Source organism: Acinetobacter sp. MYb10 (assembly GCF_002980175.2).
GTDB classification, from domain to species: domain Bacteria; phylum Pseudomonadota; class Gammaproteobacteria; order Pseudomonadales; family Moraxellaceae; genus Acinetobacter; species Acinetobacter guillouiae.
Genome location: NZ_CP058272.1, coordinates 541,264 through 556,204 on the forward strand (window position 1 = coordinate 541,264; position 14,941 = coordinate 556,204).

Annotated in this window: 13 protein-coding genes; 8 read left to right on the plus strand and 5 right to left on the minus strand. The window is 38.3% G+C overall.

Translation table 11 applies throughout. From position 1 onward, the window contains the following. Window positions 1-23 precede the first annotated feature (23 nt). The gene (locus tag CQZ96_RS02530; protein ID WP_105712593.1) at window positions 24-1,427 is read left to right on the plus strand and encodes an APC family permease; all 1,404 of its coding nucleotides are present in this window, start codon (window positions 24-26) and stop codon (window positions 1,425-1,427) included. A gap of 28 nt (window positions 1,428-1,455) precedes the next feature. Then, window positions 1,456-2,856 (plus strand): aminotransferase, encoded by a 1,401-nt coding sequence (locus tag CQZ96_RS02535; protein ID WP_105712594.1) that lies wholly within the window; start codon window positions 1,456-1,458, stop codon window positions 2,854-2,856. A 173-nt stretch (window positions 2,857-3,029) separates the two neighbouring features. On the opposite strand, the gene yddG is transcribed toward CQZ96_RS02535, so the two are convergent. Next, complete coding sequence (yddG, locus tag CQZ96_RS02540; RefSeq protein WP_105712595.1) at window positions 3,030-3,956, minus strand: aromatic amino acid DMT transporter YddG; 927 nt, start codon at window positions 3,954-3,956, stop codon at window positions 3,030-3,032. 276 nt (window positions 3,957-4,232) lie between these two features. Here yddG and CQZ96_RS02545 point away from each other — a divergent pair, with 276 nt between their 5' ends. The 6 genes from CQZ96_RS02545 (at window position 4,233) to CQZ96_RS02570 (ending at window position 10,939) form a co-directional block, all read left to right on the plus strand. Then, entirely contained in the window at window positions 4,233-4,871 is a 639-nt protein-coding gene (locus tag CQZ96_RS02545) for a vWA domain-containing protein (RefSeq protein ID WP_034613146.1), read from the plus strand. 17 nt (window positions 4,872-4,888) lie between these two features. After that, a complete protein-coding gene (locus CQZ96_RS02550; RefSeq protein WP_096734160.1) occupies window positions 4,889-5,533 on the plus strand; it encodes a TerD family protein in 645 nt (214 codons plus the stop codon). 14 nt (window positions 5,534-5,547) lie between these two features. Further along, entirely contained in the window at window positions 5,548-6,183 is a 636-nt protein-coding gene (locus tag CQZ96_RS02555; RefSeq protein ID WP_105712596.1) for a vWA domain-containing protein, read from the plus strand. 103 nt (window positions 6,184-6,286) lie between these two features. Further along, entirely contained in the window at window positions 6,287-7,339 is a 1,053-nt protein-coding gene (locus CQZ96_RS02560; RefSeq protein WP_034613144.1) for a TerY-C metal binding domain-containing protein, read from the plus strand. 149 nt (window positions 7,340-7,488) lie between these two features. Beyond that, window positions 7,489-9,366 (plus strand): PP2C family serine/threonine-protein phosphatase, encoded by a 1,878-nt coding sequence (locus tag CQZ96_RS02565; protein WP_105712597.1) that lies wholly within the window; start codon window positions 7,489-7,491, stop codon window positions 9,364-9,366. A gap of 43 nt (window positions 9,367-9,409) precedes the next feature. Beyond that, window positions 9,410-10,939 carry a helix-hairpin-helix domain-containing protein gene (locus CQZ96_RS02570; protein WP_105712598.1) on the plus strand — a complete coding sequence of 510 codons (1,530 nt, stop codon included), beginning with the start codon at window positions 9,410-9,412 and terminating at the stop codon, window positions 10,937-10,939. Between the two features lie 27 nt (window positions 10,940-10,966). Here CQZ96_RS02570 and CQZ96_RS02575 read toward each other — a convergent pair whose 3' ends face one another. From CQZ96_RS02575 to CQZ96_RS02590, 4 genes are read right to left on the minus strand one after another with little or no spacing between them, the layout of a single operon-like run. Then, window positions 10,967-11,893: an HpcH/HpaI aldolase/citrate lyase family protein gene (locus CQZ96_RS02575; protein WP_056511232.1), complete on the minus strand. Its 927-nt coding sequence runs from the start codon at window positions 11,891-11,893 to the stop codon at window positions 10,967-10,969. Continuing rightward, complete coding sequence (locus CQZ96_RS02580; RefSeq protein ID WP_105712599.1) at window positions 11,890-13,056, minus strand: cysteine protease StiP family protein; 1,167 nt, start codon at window positions 13,054-13,056, stop codon at window positions 11,890-11,892. The genes CQZ96_RS02575 and CQZ96_RS02580 overlap by 4 nt, the downstream gene beginning before the upstream one ends. Further along, entirely contained in the window at window positions 13,049-13,828 is a 780-nt protein-coding gene (locus tag CQZ96_RS02585; protein WP_004720362.1) for an HAD family hydrolase, read from the minus strand. Before CQZ96_RS02585 ends, CQZ96_RS02580 begins: the two co-directional genes overlap by 8 nt. Continuing rightward, on the minus strand, window positions 13,818-14,939 hold the full coding sequence (locus CQZ96_RS02590; protein WP_105712600.1) for a phosphoribosyltransferase domain-containing protein: 1,122 nt from the start codon (window positions 14,937-14,939) through the stop codon (window positions 13,818-13,820). The genes CQZ96_RS02585 and CQZ96_RS02590 overlap by 11 nt, the downstream gene beginning before the upstream one ends. Between the last annotated feature and the right edge of the window lie 2 nt (window positions 14,940-14,941).

Below are 14,941 nucleotides of genomic sequence, written 5' to 3' on the forward strand. Positions count from 1 at the left end.
CCCACTCTAGGAGGGAGGAGCACATGACAGGAAAAAACAATAAGCAAGGAAGTCGTTTAATCGATCAGGCAAAACAGGTGAATGCAAAAAAGTTAACTTTGTTTAACTTGATCGCCATTGCAGTAGGTTTAGTGCTATCACAAGGTGTGATGGTGATTATTTTGCAAGGATTTGGCTTAAGCGGAATAAGTTTTTTTATTCCGCTGATTATCGGATTCTTTTTAGCACTGAGCTATGCGACCTCTTTTGCAGAGTTGGCATTATTAATCCCTAAAAGTGGCAGTATCAGTGATTATAGTCTAGTCGCAACAGGGCATTTACCCGCGATGCTTTCGGTATTTTGTGGTTATATTTTGGTGGCAATGTTTGCTGTTTCAGCAGAACTGATTTTAATCGATGATGTGATCAAAAAAATATTTAAGCTGGATGTTCCCTATTTTGGTATAGGTTTTCTGATTTTATTTATTTCAGTCGGTTTAAATCTGCTGAAAATTGATATCTTCTCCAAAGTTCAAAATACCGTGGCTTTTGTCATGGTGGTTTTATTGCTTTTGCTCGGTATATTTGCAATCAGCGGTTGGGTTTACCCACATACACAAGTGGTTGATTATACAATTACTTTTGATACAAATACCGTGGCACTGGTTGCGTTGGCTTTTTGGGGATTTGTTGGCGTCGAGTTTGTTGTTCCGATGATCGAAGAATCCAAAAATCCCAGTAAAAATATCCCAAGATCGATGTATATCGGTTTAACTACGATTTTTATCACCATTTCTTTATATGGCGTTGGTGCACTGTATTTCTTACCCCAAGAGCACTTGGTTAATTCTTTGACCCCACATATTGAATATGCAACGGCGGTATTTGGCCCGACTGGCTTACTGTTTATTGCGATTGGCGCTTTATTTGCCACCTTAAGTACCTTAAATGCGACTTTAGCTGCCTTACCACGTATGTTACAGGGCATGGCGAGCAATAAACAAGTGTTATCAATTTTTGCCCGAGTCAATCAGAAAAATAATGTGCCTTGGGTGGGCGTTGTATTTGTTGCTGTCATCATCATGATACCGATGTTGTTTTCACAGAGTGAAACCGATGTGATTAAAGTTCTGTTAACAGCAGCATGTATCTCTTGGTTGATCGCTTATGTGATTGCACATATCAATGTGATTGTATTGCGTAAACGCTACCCACAGATGGCAAGACCTTATAAAGCACCATTTTATCCATTCCTGCAAATCATTGGCATTATCGGGATGGTACTTACGATTTTCTATGCTGTACCTACCCCAGATTTGAGAGTCAAAATATTTACCTGGGTCGGAATCGTGATTGGTTTTACCACAATCATCAGTATTCTTTGGATCAAATTGGTGATGAAAAGACAACTCTTTCAACCAGAATCCATCGAAAGTTTGACCAAATAAAAGCAGAATTTTAACAAGGAGTTATCTTATGAAGCAGTTATCAACAACAGAAATTACAGAAGTTTGGAAAAAAGATAAAGATCACCATATTCATCCATGGACTGACTTTGCAACCTTTAAAGATGAAGGCGCCATGATTCTTGCACACGGTGAAGGGTGTTATGTTTTTGATGCTGAAGGTAATAAATATTTGGATGGTATTGGTGGTTTATGGTGCGTCAATGTCGGTTATGGGCGGCAAGAAATTGCTGATGCTATTTCAGAACAAATTATGCAAATTCCTTATTATTCTGCATTTGGTCACCATACTTCGATCCCCGCTGCAAAATTATCTGCAAAACTGGCTGAATTAGCGCCTGGAAATTTGAATCATGTACTGTTTGGTTGCGGAGGTTCAGTTGCCAATGATACTGCGGTACGACTCATTCACTTTTATTTCAATCAACTTGGTCAACCAAGCAAGAAAAAATTAATCTCGCGCAAAGATGGTTATCATGGCAGTACCTATATCAGTATGTCATTAACTGGTGTTGAGTTTGACCATATCGGTTTTGATATTGATCGCGAATTGGTCCACCAGATTTCATGTCCAAATCCATATCGTAGAGCGGAAGGTCAAAGCTTAGAAGCGTTCTGCAATGAAAAGGTACAAGAGTTAGAAAATAAAATTTTGGAACTGGGCCCAGAAAATGTCGCTGCATTTTTTGCAGAACCGATCATGGGTGCTGGTGGTGTTATCGTACCTCCACCGGGATATCATAAAAAAGTCCTTGAAGTATGTCATAAATATGGGGTTTTATATGTGTCCGATGAAGTTGTGACTGCGTTTGGGCGCTTAGGGCACTTTTTTGCTTCAGAATCAGAGTTTGATATCGTTCCAGATATTATTACTTGTGCCAAAGGCTTATCTTCAGGTTACTTACCCTTAGGTGCAACGATTATATCTGATGATATCGCAAAAGTGATTGGTAAGCCTCAGGCGGATGGTGCGTTATTTACCCATGGATTTACCTATTCAGGTCATCCTGTTTCTTGTGCAGCGGCACTAAAAAATATTGAAATTATCGAGCGTGAAAATTTACTGCAACATGTCAATGATGTAGGTCAATATTTTGAAGATCAATTACACACATTGGTTGACTTAGACATTGTCGGGGAGGTTCGTGGTAAGAAATTTATGATGTGTATTGAAAACTTAGCCAATAAGAAAACCAAGGAACTTTTCCCAAGTTCAGTCAATGTAGGTTCTCGAATTGCAGATTATTGCCAGAAAGATGGGTTAATCATTCGTCCAGTTGGCCATATGAATATCATGTCGCCACCCTTAATTTTAAATAAACAACATGTAGACTTTATCGTGACAACATTACGTAAAGCGATTCTGAGTACCACGGCGGATCTTAAACGTGAAGGTTATTTGTCTGGTTAAACTTACAGATAAATCTAAGTAAACAAATTAAGTAATTTATGGCCCCTTAACTGAATCAAAAGTAGCGGGGCCATTTACTGAGTTGATCCTTCAATATGGATTAAATGCAGCTTAAGCTGTTGAATGATTGCTTGGATGGTATTTATTTAAAATGCTTGCTGATCGGCAAGCATTTAATTTAACACACTGAATAGTTTATCTTTTAATTGTTGCCAATTTGTCGAAATCCAACACACCAAAGAGCCTGAAGTCACCAAGATCACGCCATACCAAAACTCTGTTGGTAGATTGGTTTGTAAGATAAACATTGAAATCAAAGTAGAGATGACTGGACTAAAATAAGATAAAGTCACCAAAATCGTAATATTGCCTTTGATAATGCCAATATTCCAAGCGGCATAACCCAAAGCCATCACCACTGAAACAATGCCTAATAATCCTATTGTTGTAAGTTCAACTTCTGGAATTGCATTTAGACTCAATCCATTTGACCACAGGTATTTACTCCACAGCACTATACTGATCGCCACAAAGAAAAATGAAATTGGATTATGCCCATCACTATATTTTTTGGTAATGACACAATATAAGGACCACAGCGTTGCCCCAACAAATGCCAAAATATAACTGATTGGATTTTCGAGAATATTGGATAAAATATTAGACCAAGTTAAAGCACCTTGCCCAGTTTGAATCAAAATAATCCCACTTAAGCTGATGGCTAAACCGACAATAACAAAGACATTAAATTTAATTTCTTTAAAGAGGATCAGCATCGCAACAGTTAAGCCCGGCCAGAGGTAATTGACCAGACTGACTTCTATGGCTTGTTGGGCGGTTTGTGCCAGTGCAATCGCATAAGAAAAACATAATTCATAAATAACAAACAATAAGGTAGAAAAAATCAGATATTTTTTTGAAATTAATTTTAAATTTGGGATTTTAAAAAATATTAATAAAATACACGTGCTCAGTGTATACATCAGCAGCACAGCCAACTCAGCACCCAAACTAAAACTAATTTTTTTCAATAAGCCGACAATGGAAGACCATTGTAAAATGGCACTTAAACCAATCAGGGTTGCGAGATTTTTTGACATATTGAGCTTTAAAATCTGAGGATTCAGATTAAGGTAAGTAATGAAACAATTATAGCTTAGAATTCTGCGATTATTTTTAAAATATCACCCAGCATAAAACAAATAATATGTCAGGATGAGCTCAATTAAAAAACGGAGGATTTAAGCAAAATTTAATATTTGAGGAAAAAATTAAGTATTAAAAATGATAAAAAAGCTTTGTTTTTAGTTCAATTTTTTATATAAACATATGCATAAAGATTAAAAATTAACGAGACATTCAACAGAGATAAACAAATGAGAAGATTACCCGTATATTTATTATTAGATACCTCAGGTTCGATGCATGGTGAACCGATTGAAGCCGTTAAAAATGGTGTTGAAATACTGGTTTCTTCACTCAGACAAGATCCTTATGCGCTTGAAACAGCCTATTTATCTATTATTACTTTTGATACTCAAGCCAAACAACTGATTCCCTTAACTGAAATTGCGATGTTTCAACCCCCTCAATTACAGGCAACGGGGACTACACAGTTGGGCGAAGCACTTGGATTACTGGCAGATAAAATTGATCAGGAAGTGCAAAAAACCACACCAGACACCCGTGGTGACTGGAAACCCTTAGTTTTTATTATGACAGATGGTGCACCAACAGATGATTGGACCAAAGGTTTTGCAAAACTAAAACAAGCCAAGACGGGGATGATTATTGCTTGTGCAGCGGGACATAATGCAGATAGCAGTATTCTCAAACAAATTACAGAGGTTGTAGTAGAACTTGCAACCGCAGATTCAAATACCATTAAAGCCTTCTTTAAATGGGTTTCTGCAAGTATTTCTACTGGTAGCCAAAAAGTAGATGCAGGTCAAAAAGAAGTCACAGGCTTAAATGATCTTCCACCACCACCACCTGAAGTAAATGTGGTTCTATAAAAATAAAGGAAACTAGCATGGCAATTACATTGGCGAAAGGTCAAGGACTCAGCCTTGAAAAATCTAAACATGATTTAGAGTTAGTGACGATTGGACTCGGTTGGGATATCACTGAGCAAAAGAAAGGCTTTTTAGGCGGATTATTTTCTGGTGCAAAGAGCGAAGAACACGATCTAGATGTGGTGGCATTTTTATGTGATGCCAGTGGAAAAGTAAAAGATCTGGGCTGGAATGCCGCAGGTCAAGCCACACTCGAAAATAGTGATGTTATCTTTTTTAATAATTTAAAGCATCGTTCAGGGCAAATCTGGCTGACTGGAGATAACCGTACGGGTGCTGGTGACGGGGATGATGAGCAAATTATTGTCAAATTAAATAGCTTGGCAGCTGAATATCACAAGATTGTTTTTATTGTGCAAATTTATAATGGTGCAAAAAATAATCAGCATTTTGGTCAGGTTAAAAATGCCTTTATTCGTGCTGTCGATGGTACTGGCAAAGAAATGGTACGTTTTGATTTATCAGGTATCGGTCAATATGATCAACAACGTTCATTATTATTTGCTGAACTGGTCAGAGAAAATAGTGGTTGGAAATTTAATGCGGTCGGTAATGCATCACCCGCGGATAATTTCGTGGAATGGTTAAAAAAATATAGTTAAAAAATGAGAATATAATGCGCCGTTTACCTGTATATATTTTATTAGATACATCTGGCTCTATGCGTGGTGAGCCAATTCACTCGGTGAATGTTGGCTTGCAGTCGATGCTCAGTGCATTAAGGCAAGATCCTTATGCGCTTGAAAGCGTGTATTTAAGTGTGATCACTTTTGATATTGAAGCAAAAGTTTATTTACCGCTTACCCCTTTGGATCAAGTTCAAATTCCAGATCTAGATGTACCCAATGTGGGAGCAACATTTATGGGTGCAGCATTGGAATTACTGGCACAGGAAGTACACCAGAATGTACAGAAAAGTAGCAATGATGTTAAAGGCGATTGGCGCCCGTTATTGTTCTTGATGACAGATGGTTCACCCTCAGATGTCTATGCTTATCAGCAAATCGTTCCCACAATTAAACAGCTTAACTTTGCCACGATTGTCGCTTGTGCTGCGGGGCCAAAAGCGAAAACTGAATCCTTGCTACAACTGACGGATCAAGTGGTTGTGTTAGACACCATGGACTCAAATAGTTTTGCCAGCTTCTTTAAGTGGGTTTCTGCAAGTGTGGTCGCTGGTAGCAGTAGTGCAGGAGTATCCGATTCAATTTCTTTACCACCACCACCCGCCGAAATTCAGCTGGTTTTATAACTGAATATTACGTGACGATAAAAATGTTAAATCAAACAGATCAGTACTTGTCTGTTTGATTTAGGTATTTGAATAATATGATAAAAATAATGTAGGTGAAGTTATGCGCCGTTTACCGGTATTTTTTGTTCTTGATTGTTCTGAATCAATGGTCGGGCAACCGCTTGAATCAGTTCAAGAGGGTGTGGAATTTATTTTAAGCAGTTTAAGAAAAGATCCTTATGCACTTGAAACTGTATATGTTTCAGTGATTGCATATGCAGGTATTGTCAGAACATTGGTCCCTTTAACTGAGTTATTTGCCTTTAATCATTTTAATTTGCCCTTGGGTGGTGGGACACATTTGGGTAAAGCTTTAGATCATTTGGGTCAGGAAATTGATCGTTATGTGATGAAAACCACCAGTGAAGTCAAAGGCGACTGGAAGCCAATGGTCTATATATTTACCGATGGTCGTCCAACCGATGAATATGATCAGGCAATTCAACGCTGGAATGCCAAATATGCGCATAAAGCAACAGTCGTCGCCATCGGTCTAGGTGCAGATGTTGATTTTTCTGTGCTAAGTAAGATCACTGAAAATACTATTTCAATTGATCAGATCAATCAAGAATATGTCAAAGGTTTGTGTAAGTGGATCACAGCCTCTGTGGTCTCACAAAGTATCAGTATTGGTAGCCATCAACAAAAAGATGACCTGTTGCCGATTGATGAGCGTTATATGCGCTTGGCAAAAGATGCATTATCCCTGCAAAAAAATAAAGCCGATGATCATTGTGCGATATTTGTGGGTCGCTGCCAAAAGATGAATAAACCTTATATCATCAAATATATACGTAACTTACAATATAAAGGTCCAGCTGATTTAAATATCAATATCTATAATTTTAAGTTAGATACCTGTAGTGCGATATCTGAGGAGTATTTTACTTGGTCAGATCATAATGCATCAAATAAGCAGATCAATACGGCTGAACTCGATGGTTTCCCTGAATGTCCACATTGTTTTTCTGAGACCGCTTTTGCGGTATGTGGATGCGGTAATTTGATGTGTTATGACGGCTATCGGGAATCTGTGGTTTGCCCGTGGTGTCGTCGACAAATCAGTTTCTCGTCTGGTGATGGAGATTTTGATTTAACCCGTGGGCAAGGTTAGGCTTTATCGGTTGATGTGTTGATACATTATTAAAGCATTGCTGCATTGAACAATATTAAAAATCTATATCGCTTAATGCTTAAGTGCATCGTGATTGGTGAGTGACCAAGTGGCCAAGCGAATAGAACAGAAAATGGGTAGAGGGTAAAATGGACAGTGATGTATGCAAATTAAAGCAGATTTTGGAACAAAATCCCGCTGATTTCAGTGAGACATTTTCACAATTTCTATTAAGTGATCCGCAAAATCTCAAACAACTTTCAAAACTCATCAATGAATTGGAAAAAGTGAAGATAGCTGCACCGCGTTTGAACAATATCGATGAAGCTGATTTATTGGATAACGCATCTGCTGCACAGTCTCAGCATGAAACTATATGCTCGGATACAACTCAAGCTACTGTACAAAAGAATGTTCAAGAGCAAGTCGGTCTTAATCAGCAAACAGAAACCAATCAACACGCTAGAGTTGATGACCAAGTCATGCTAGATGAAAATATTCAACAAAATTGTGATGATCCTTTAGTCAATGTGGATCAACTCCATACATCATCTGAAAACACCAACTCAGTTGGAGCAATTTCCGAAACGCAAAATATCACTTTAGATCTTCACACAACATTGCAACTGGCACCGATCCTACAAGTTGAACAGCAAGTTGTTGCAGATCAAGTCGAGCAAGCATCAGCCCCTACAATTGAACCCAATTTAGAAAACAAGCCGACAATTGATTCTGAAAATATAAACTCAACCCCTGAAATAATATCTTCTGAAACTGAGAAGAATAGATTAGAGATCGAATCTGTGTTTAGACGAAGTAAATATGAAGACATTAAATTTCAGGTTGAAAATGCCCGAGTTGGACAACACTATCAATCTCAAATTTCAGTGATTTCTCAACATGATGTCAATCAATTAACATTCAAATCTGAAAGCTTTAAATTTCCAGATAGCAGCTTTTATTTCGATGAAACCACACAACGTATTCATGGTGAACCACAACACGCAGATTCAATCGAATTTTCTTTTCAGTTTGTTGCTGATGGAGAAACACGCTCCGCCCAGTGTCGGTTGAATGTCATTGCAGACCCACGCAGTTTATGGAAAGTCATTGAACCTGAGTCTGGGCAAAAATTTAGCAAGCCACATTTGGATCAAGCTTTGATTGATGCGGTGGACTATAAAATTATCGCTGCAAGTCGTCGTGGCCGTTCACATGAACACGCAGGCTTATTTAGAGATGACGATTTTTCCATTACCTTAATCGACAATACACCTTGGTCGGTCTTGACTGTGGCAGATGGTGCAGGCAGTGCGCAATACTCAAGAGAAGGCTCTCGAATTGCGGTAGAGATTGTTGAAAATGAGTTTAAAAACTATTTAAATCCACACACGGTTGAAAGCCTGATTGCTGATTTAGAAAAGTGGCAAGTGAGTAGTCAGGATGCTGAAACTGTTGCAGTTGCCAAAAAGTTAAATGAGCAGTTTCATCATGTATATTATGAAATTTATAAATCAATTATTAACCAAATCAAATTACAAGCAGAGCATATTGGGGTAAATACTAAAGATTTTTCAACCACATTGCTGGTTGCGGTCGTATGTAAATTAGCTGACAAAACCTTTATCAGTGCATTCTCAGTGGGAGACGGTGCAATCGCAGTATATAGCGAGGACAATGTGCGTCTGATGAATGTTCCAGATGGTGGTGAATATGCAGGACAGACCAAGTTTCTAGATCTGAGTATTGCAACAGAATTTCCAAACCGTTTAAAAATAGGCTGCTTTAAAGATACCCATGCGATTATGTTGATGACAGATGGTATTTCAGATCCAAAATTTGAAACAGATTCTGGCTTATCCAACTTTGATAAATGGCAAAATTTATACCGTGAACTGGATCCGTTGCTACAGAATGAAGCAGCTGATACTGCATTGTTGGAATGGATGCATTTCTTTACAGCTGGGCATCATGATGATCGTACCATGGCTGTATTATGGAATAAGCATTCAACAACATCTGTATAAATAATATCTAAGTATTTGAAGAATATAGTGTAAGGTGGCAAGTATGTCAGCAAAAATTATTAAATGTACCACCGTTGATGGACGTGAAATAGAATTTGTAGATGAAATTATCGGTTCAGGTGCAATGAAAGATGTATATTTTTCACCTGATCGTAGCTATGTGGTGTGCTTTTTCAGTAAAGAAAAGAATAAATTTTATGAATCTAAAGCCACCTTTGAGCAGCAAAAAGATCGTTTAAAAGAAATTGTAGGCAATAAATGGCAAAGTATTTTTAATGGGATTGGTGGGGATTATTGGAAAAATATTTTCTGTTGGCCCGATGGTTTAGTTGAATATAATAATTTGCTTGGGATTACCGCCCCAACCTATAGAAAACAATTTTTCTTTGAATATGGTTCAAAAAATAATGATTTTCTGCAAATCAAAGGCAAAGAAAAAGAAGGGAAATGGTTTGCAAGTGCAAACAACCAAAACAGATTTCTCGACGATAAAGAAAAAGGTACTTGGCTAAATTACCTTAAAATAGGAATTCTAATTTCCCGCGCAGTACGCCGTATGCATGCTGCAGGTTTGGCCCATTCAGATTTATCTTATAAAAATATTTTGGTCGATCCTGTTTCTGGGAGTGCCAGCGTTATCGACGTTGATGGTTTGGTAGTACCTGGAAAATACCCACCGGACGTTGTCGGTACTCCTGATTTTATTGCGCCAGAAGTGGTACGCACCAGCCATTTATCCAAAGACAATCCTGATCGTTATTTACCTAGTATTGCGACAGATAAACATGCTTTGGCGGTATTGATTTATATGTATTTGCTCTATCGACATCCGTTACGTGGTGGAAAAATTCATGATATGAATGATCCGCAAAAGGATGAAACGCTGGGAATGGGTGAAAAAGCGCTGTTTATTGAACACCCAACAGATCATAGCAATCAGGTGAAACCGACTCAACTTAAAGTCAGTCAGCAACCGTGGGGTGATCCTGCAAAAGTACCTTTTACAGTGACTGGACCGTATTTGTCTGAGTTATTTATGAAAAGCTTTGTCGAGGGGTTACATGATCCTGCCAAGCGTCCTTCAGCTAACGATTGGGAAACAGCTTTGGTTAAAACAGTGGATTTGGTTCAGCCTTGCCATAATCACCGTTGTGGTCAAAAGTGGTATGTCTTTGATAATTCCACTAAACCTGAGTGTCCATTTTGTCATACGCCGTTTAAAGGTAAATTACCTATTCTCAATTTATACTCAGCACGGCAGCAAGGTAATTTTAGACCCGATAATCATCGTTTAATGGTGTGGACAGGCCAATCTATTTACGCATGGCATACCAATAATATGATTGCACCGAATGAACGCTTAACCGCAGAACAGACCAAGCGAAAAGGGTATTTTGTTTTACATAATGATGTGTGGTGGTTGGTCAATGAAGATATGCCTGATCTTACCGATGTTGCCAATAAAACGCAGATCCCGATTGGTGGTAAAATTGAGTTAAAAGATGGGGTTCAAATTTTATTTTCTAAACAAGATGGCGGTCGTTTAGCTGTGGTACAAATGGTTGAAGCATAATGCGATGCTTCAACCTCTAATTAAGGCTTATACCACCAATATTTTGTCGTGTGTTGAACAAGATGATTTGACCAAACCAAAAGTTTTATATCTGAGTAAAATCATTTCAGCCCAATTTTTATGGGTGGCAGGTTCAATCATTGAACCATGACTTTTAAATACACTCTTAGCATCGTGTGCTAAGATTAATTGAGCTTCATGGAAATCTTCAGGCTGAACTTGTAAGGCATGATGAATATGACCAATTTGAGCAGGATGAATTGCTGTTTTGGTATAAATTCCATTATTCATGTCTTGTTCCAGCTCTTGCATCAATAGCTGTGTATTTTCAAAATGTTCACACACGGGTGAACTCAGCTGAAAGCCATTGGGAATAAATAATCCCGCCAATTGTGAAATCAGAATACCCACAGGTGTTTGATAAATCGTAGTATTTTTGGGTCTACGCAGATTTAAACAGGACAAGAGATCATTGCCACCAATTCTTAAACATAATGTTTTATGAAAGTCATATTTAAGAGCTTGGTAAAGTTCAATATTGTGCGCAACATCAAAGATTTCTTTGGTTTCAAGTGTCGGCATATATTGCAAATTGGCAGGTAATACATTCATCCAATTTTTTAGATTAAATACATTAAACTTAGGCAAAATCATACCATTAAATGTTTGATTTAGATCCCAGTCTACAATGTGCTTCGCCATTTCCATATTTCTTGGACGGATAAAAATGGCAGGGGCTTTTAAACTGGGTTCATCCAGTCGTCTTTGCAATAAAAGTTTTAAATTCACCATAGCTGTTTGAACATCTGATTCAAGTACAGCATCTTCAAGGCATACCGCAATTGATTTAATCTGAGGAAATTTAATTCCTTGGGTAACTTCCCACAATTGTTCATGTGTTGCAGGAATATACATGGTCGCGCCAAGTTCAATGGCGTGTAAAAGTGGCTTCATTTTTTCTTCTCTACTTTTTTTATCAATGTTGCTGCGTGATAAGGACCTAATTTTGTTCCCAGAATATCGACTGGAATATTTCGCTCACGTGCAAAGTGCAATAATAATTGTACATGAGGGTTAGATTCATCTTTCAATAAGATTCGTTCAGGTACGCGTCTTAAAACTGCACGGGTTGCTTCAGCAATACTGGGTTTTATATGGTTAATATTTTGAATCGCATATTGTGCTGCAATCCATTCAATCGTTTCTGCACATTGCTGCTGTTGTGCTAAACGAATTTGATTGTTCCAGCTCACCTGTTTATCCGTTGGATTTTGTTCAATCAACAGTCGTATTTGCTCAACAAAATTGACAGAAAGGTCATAAGGTTTTAGCTGATCATAGATTAAACAACTGTGCCATTTTTGTGTCTGATAGCAATTTTTACGGGCATCTTGCTGTTCAATCGTTTCTTTTAGAATCGTCCGAGAAGTCAATCCAGAAATCACTGAACCCAATATACCAAATGGAATCAACCAATCATCTGTACTGGCACTTAACCAAGAATAACCACCCAAATCAGATAGGGTAACTAAACGCGGGATCTGCCAATTTTCATCAAAGAGCTCAGGAATGTCTTGTAGATTTTTTGTGAGTTCTTTGCATATCGCACCTTTACCTGTCCAGCCATCTACAAAAACGATATTCTGAGCACCATGTTGTTCAATAATCGCTTGCAGTGCAGCAAAGTCGACACCTCGATCACGAATAATACTAATACCATAGTGATAACAAGGCTGATGCTTTTCAAGGTAATGCTTGAGTAAGACACCTAAAGGAACACCAGCGCGAACCAAGCTCACCAAAACAATCTCTTGTTTGGGAAAACGTTGCATCAAACTGTTGCCAATTTTTTGAACTTCTTCGGCAAGGCGCTGTGCACCTTGTTCAAAGGCATGCTGATAATGTTGCATTTGTTCATCCGTTGGCGCATGTTCAGCACTGATCATTTGTGAATAGTGCATTTTTCCTGACTGGATCAGATATTCTTTTTCTTCAACTGCAGTGGGTTGAATATCATCAATCTGCATCAAAAAAGTGACATCTTCGGGACGATATGAACCGTGAAAGCCAAGTTCGTTCAATATTGGATTGAGTGGTGTGATCAATGAATTAGACATGACCTAAATATCCTTTAGTGTCAAAATCATGGCTTAAATGCGTATTGAGAAACTTATCCAACTGACTGCTTTTCGGCATTCCAAACCAGTCGCAACAGCTGAGGAATCCAGCATCTGATAGACTATCGCCCCAACCTAAAATAATACGTTCCCGTTGCGGATCATGTTTCTGAATATAAAACTCAACCGCGCTTTGTTTGCTGACATGATGTGGAATAATCGCCAGATTATTGCCATTGATATGGATATAGCACTGTTCCAGTAGCGGTTTAGGTAATTTCTCAACAAGCCGATCTAAAAATAACGCACCAGCTTGTTTTTGCTTCGCAACAGAATAAATACTCAGTTCATTTTCAACTAAAGTCCAAGTTCTTACTGCACCCAAATCTTTGGCATAGTCATGCAAAGCTTCTGGCAAGTCAGTCAGTATGCCATTGAGTTGAATTTCATGTTGTTTTTGAAGATCAAACCAGTCAGTATCCACAGCTAAATTTTGATCCAGAATCGTGCCACCATGGGAACAAATCGCACCATATTTAAAAGGGATTTGTACACGTTTAAAGCCTTCAACTGAGCGAGCAGTTACAGGCACAACCTCAGCAGATTCAAGCAACCAATTCAAAAAAGACTGCTGTTTTGGACTCATATATGAAAGCGGTTGTCCTGAAACATCTGTAGTCACCATTTGATGTTGTGGAGTCGGTTGCTGTTTTCGATAAGTTTGAAATAAAGTGTCATCCAAGTCGACAAAGACTAAAGGTTTAGGGTTCATAACTGATCACTTCCAAATTTTTAATTTGTTCAAACAAGCTTGGGTCTACGCTATCTTGGTGTGTTTCAATCACCAAAAGCACCCGATCAAATTCTTGATGTTTTACGTTATAAGCAAAGTTTTGGATATTTAACCCATAATTATCATGAAACTGGCAAATACTTTTTATCGCATGTCCTTGCATGATCGGTGAACGTGTTGTTGAACTAAAGTAAGTTTCAGCACCTTGTTGTTCCAACTGTTCTGCAATAAGAAAAGGGATCCAACTAAACTCACCTGAACCCAGTACAAGTATTTTTTCGCCTGGATGATTAATGTGAATATGTTCCCATGGCGTACATTCTAAATAACCTGGCTCACGTCCCCAATTATTTGGTGCAATAATTTTCTGTGCCTGTTGCTCAGTGGAGCTGACATTGGGCATATTAATCTGAATATTGTGCTGATTCGCTTGCCACTGCCAATTCCCTTGCAATAATGAAACCACTTCCACAGGGATATCAAGTTCATCCGTTGCAAGACTGTGCTCAGCCCAGTTCACCAACGTGACCAAGATCACGCGTTCAACTTGCTGCAAACCAGAATTGGTTAAGCTGTTGATCAGGTTTTTAAAGGTTTTTCCAGTCGAAATTTCATCATCAACTAAAATCAAAGTCTTTGAATCAATCACTTGCTGATGTTTGGCTAAATCATGGCTGCTTAGAATAAACTGATCCTGAGCATGGCTATGTTCTTCTAGGAAAAGCCCCAACGTGGGTAAAGTCGATACAGGGTGTCGTGTTGTGGTTAAGAAAATCGCATTTTTGCCATGTTGTTTTTTTAATTCACGATAAACCCCAGCACCCAAACCGACTGCTGTTTCGGCCATACCAATGACACAGATTGGCCCAGCCAAATCTGTAGGTACTAAACTGGCTAAATCGCTATAACTGCGCTGCATGACAGAGGGTGTGACAGGGATATGTTTCCCCAATACTTTGGAAACAAATAAAAATGCTCTTTTAGGATTAATTCTTTCTGCAAAATCTAATAAATCATCTAAAGCCCAATGGCTATGTTGTTGGTTAACTTGAACACTGATTCGCCCACGACTTAAATCTATATGCTTCATCT

Bases quoted from the DNA above. Each gene is read 5' to 3' on its own strand.
- CQZ96_RS02530 (WP_105712593.1), top strand. From the start codon at position 24: ATGACAGGAAAAAACAATAAGCAAGGAAGTCGTTTAATCGATCAGGCA.
- CQZ96_RS02555 (WP_105712596.1), top strand. From the start codon at position 5,548: ATGCGCCGTTTACCTGTATATATTTTATTAGATACATCTGGCTCTATG.
- CQZ96_RS02565 (WP_105712597.1), top strand. From the start codon at position 7,489: ATGGACAGTGATGTATGCAAATTAAAGCAGATTTTGGAACAAAATCCC.
- CQZ96_RS02575 (WP_056511232.1), bottom strand. From the start codon at position 11,893: ATGAAGCCACTTTTACACGCCATTGAACTTGGCGCGACCATGTATATT.
- CQZ96_RS02585 (WP_004720362.1), bottom strand. From the start codon at position 13,828: ATGAACCCTAAACCTTTAGTCTTTGTCGACTTGGATGACACTTTATTT.
- CQZ96_RS02535 (WP_105712594.1), top strand. From the start codon at position 1,456: ATGAAGCAGTTATCAACAACAGAAATTACAGAAGTTTGGAAAAAAGAT.
- CQZ96_RS02550 (WP_096734160.1), top strand. From the start codon at position 4,889: ATGGCAATTACATTGGCGAAAGGTCAAGGACTCAGCCTTGAAAAATCT.
- CQZ96_RS02590 (WP_105712600.1), bottom strand. From the start codon at position 14,939: ATGAAGCATATAGATTTAAGTCGTGGGCGAATCAGTGTTCAAGTTAAC.
- CQZ96_RS02560 (WP_034613144.1), top strand. From the start codon at position 6,287: ATGCGCCGTTTACCGGTATTTTTTGTTCTTGATTGTTCTGAATCAATG.
- yddG (WP_105712595.1), bottom strand. From the start codon at position 3,956: ATGTCAAAAAATCTCGCAACCCTGATTGGTTTAAGTGCCATTTTACAA.
- CQZ96_RS02580 (WP_105712599.1), bottom strand. From the start codon at position 13,056: ATGTCTAATTCATTGATCACACCACTCAATCCAATATTGAACGAACTT.
- CQZ96_RS02570 (WP_105712598.1), top strand. From the start codon at position 9,410: ATGTCAGCAAAAATTATTAAATGTACCACCGTTGATGGACGTGAAATA.
- CQZ96_RS02545 (WP_034613146.1), top strand. From the start codon at position 4,233: ATGAGAAGATTACCCGTATATTTATTATTAGATACCTCAGGTTCGATG.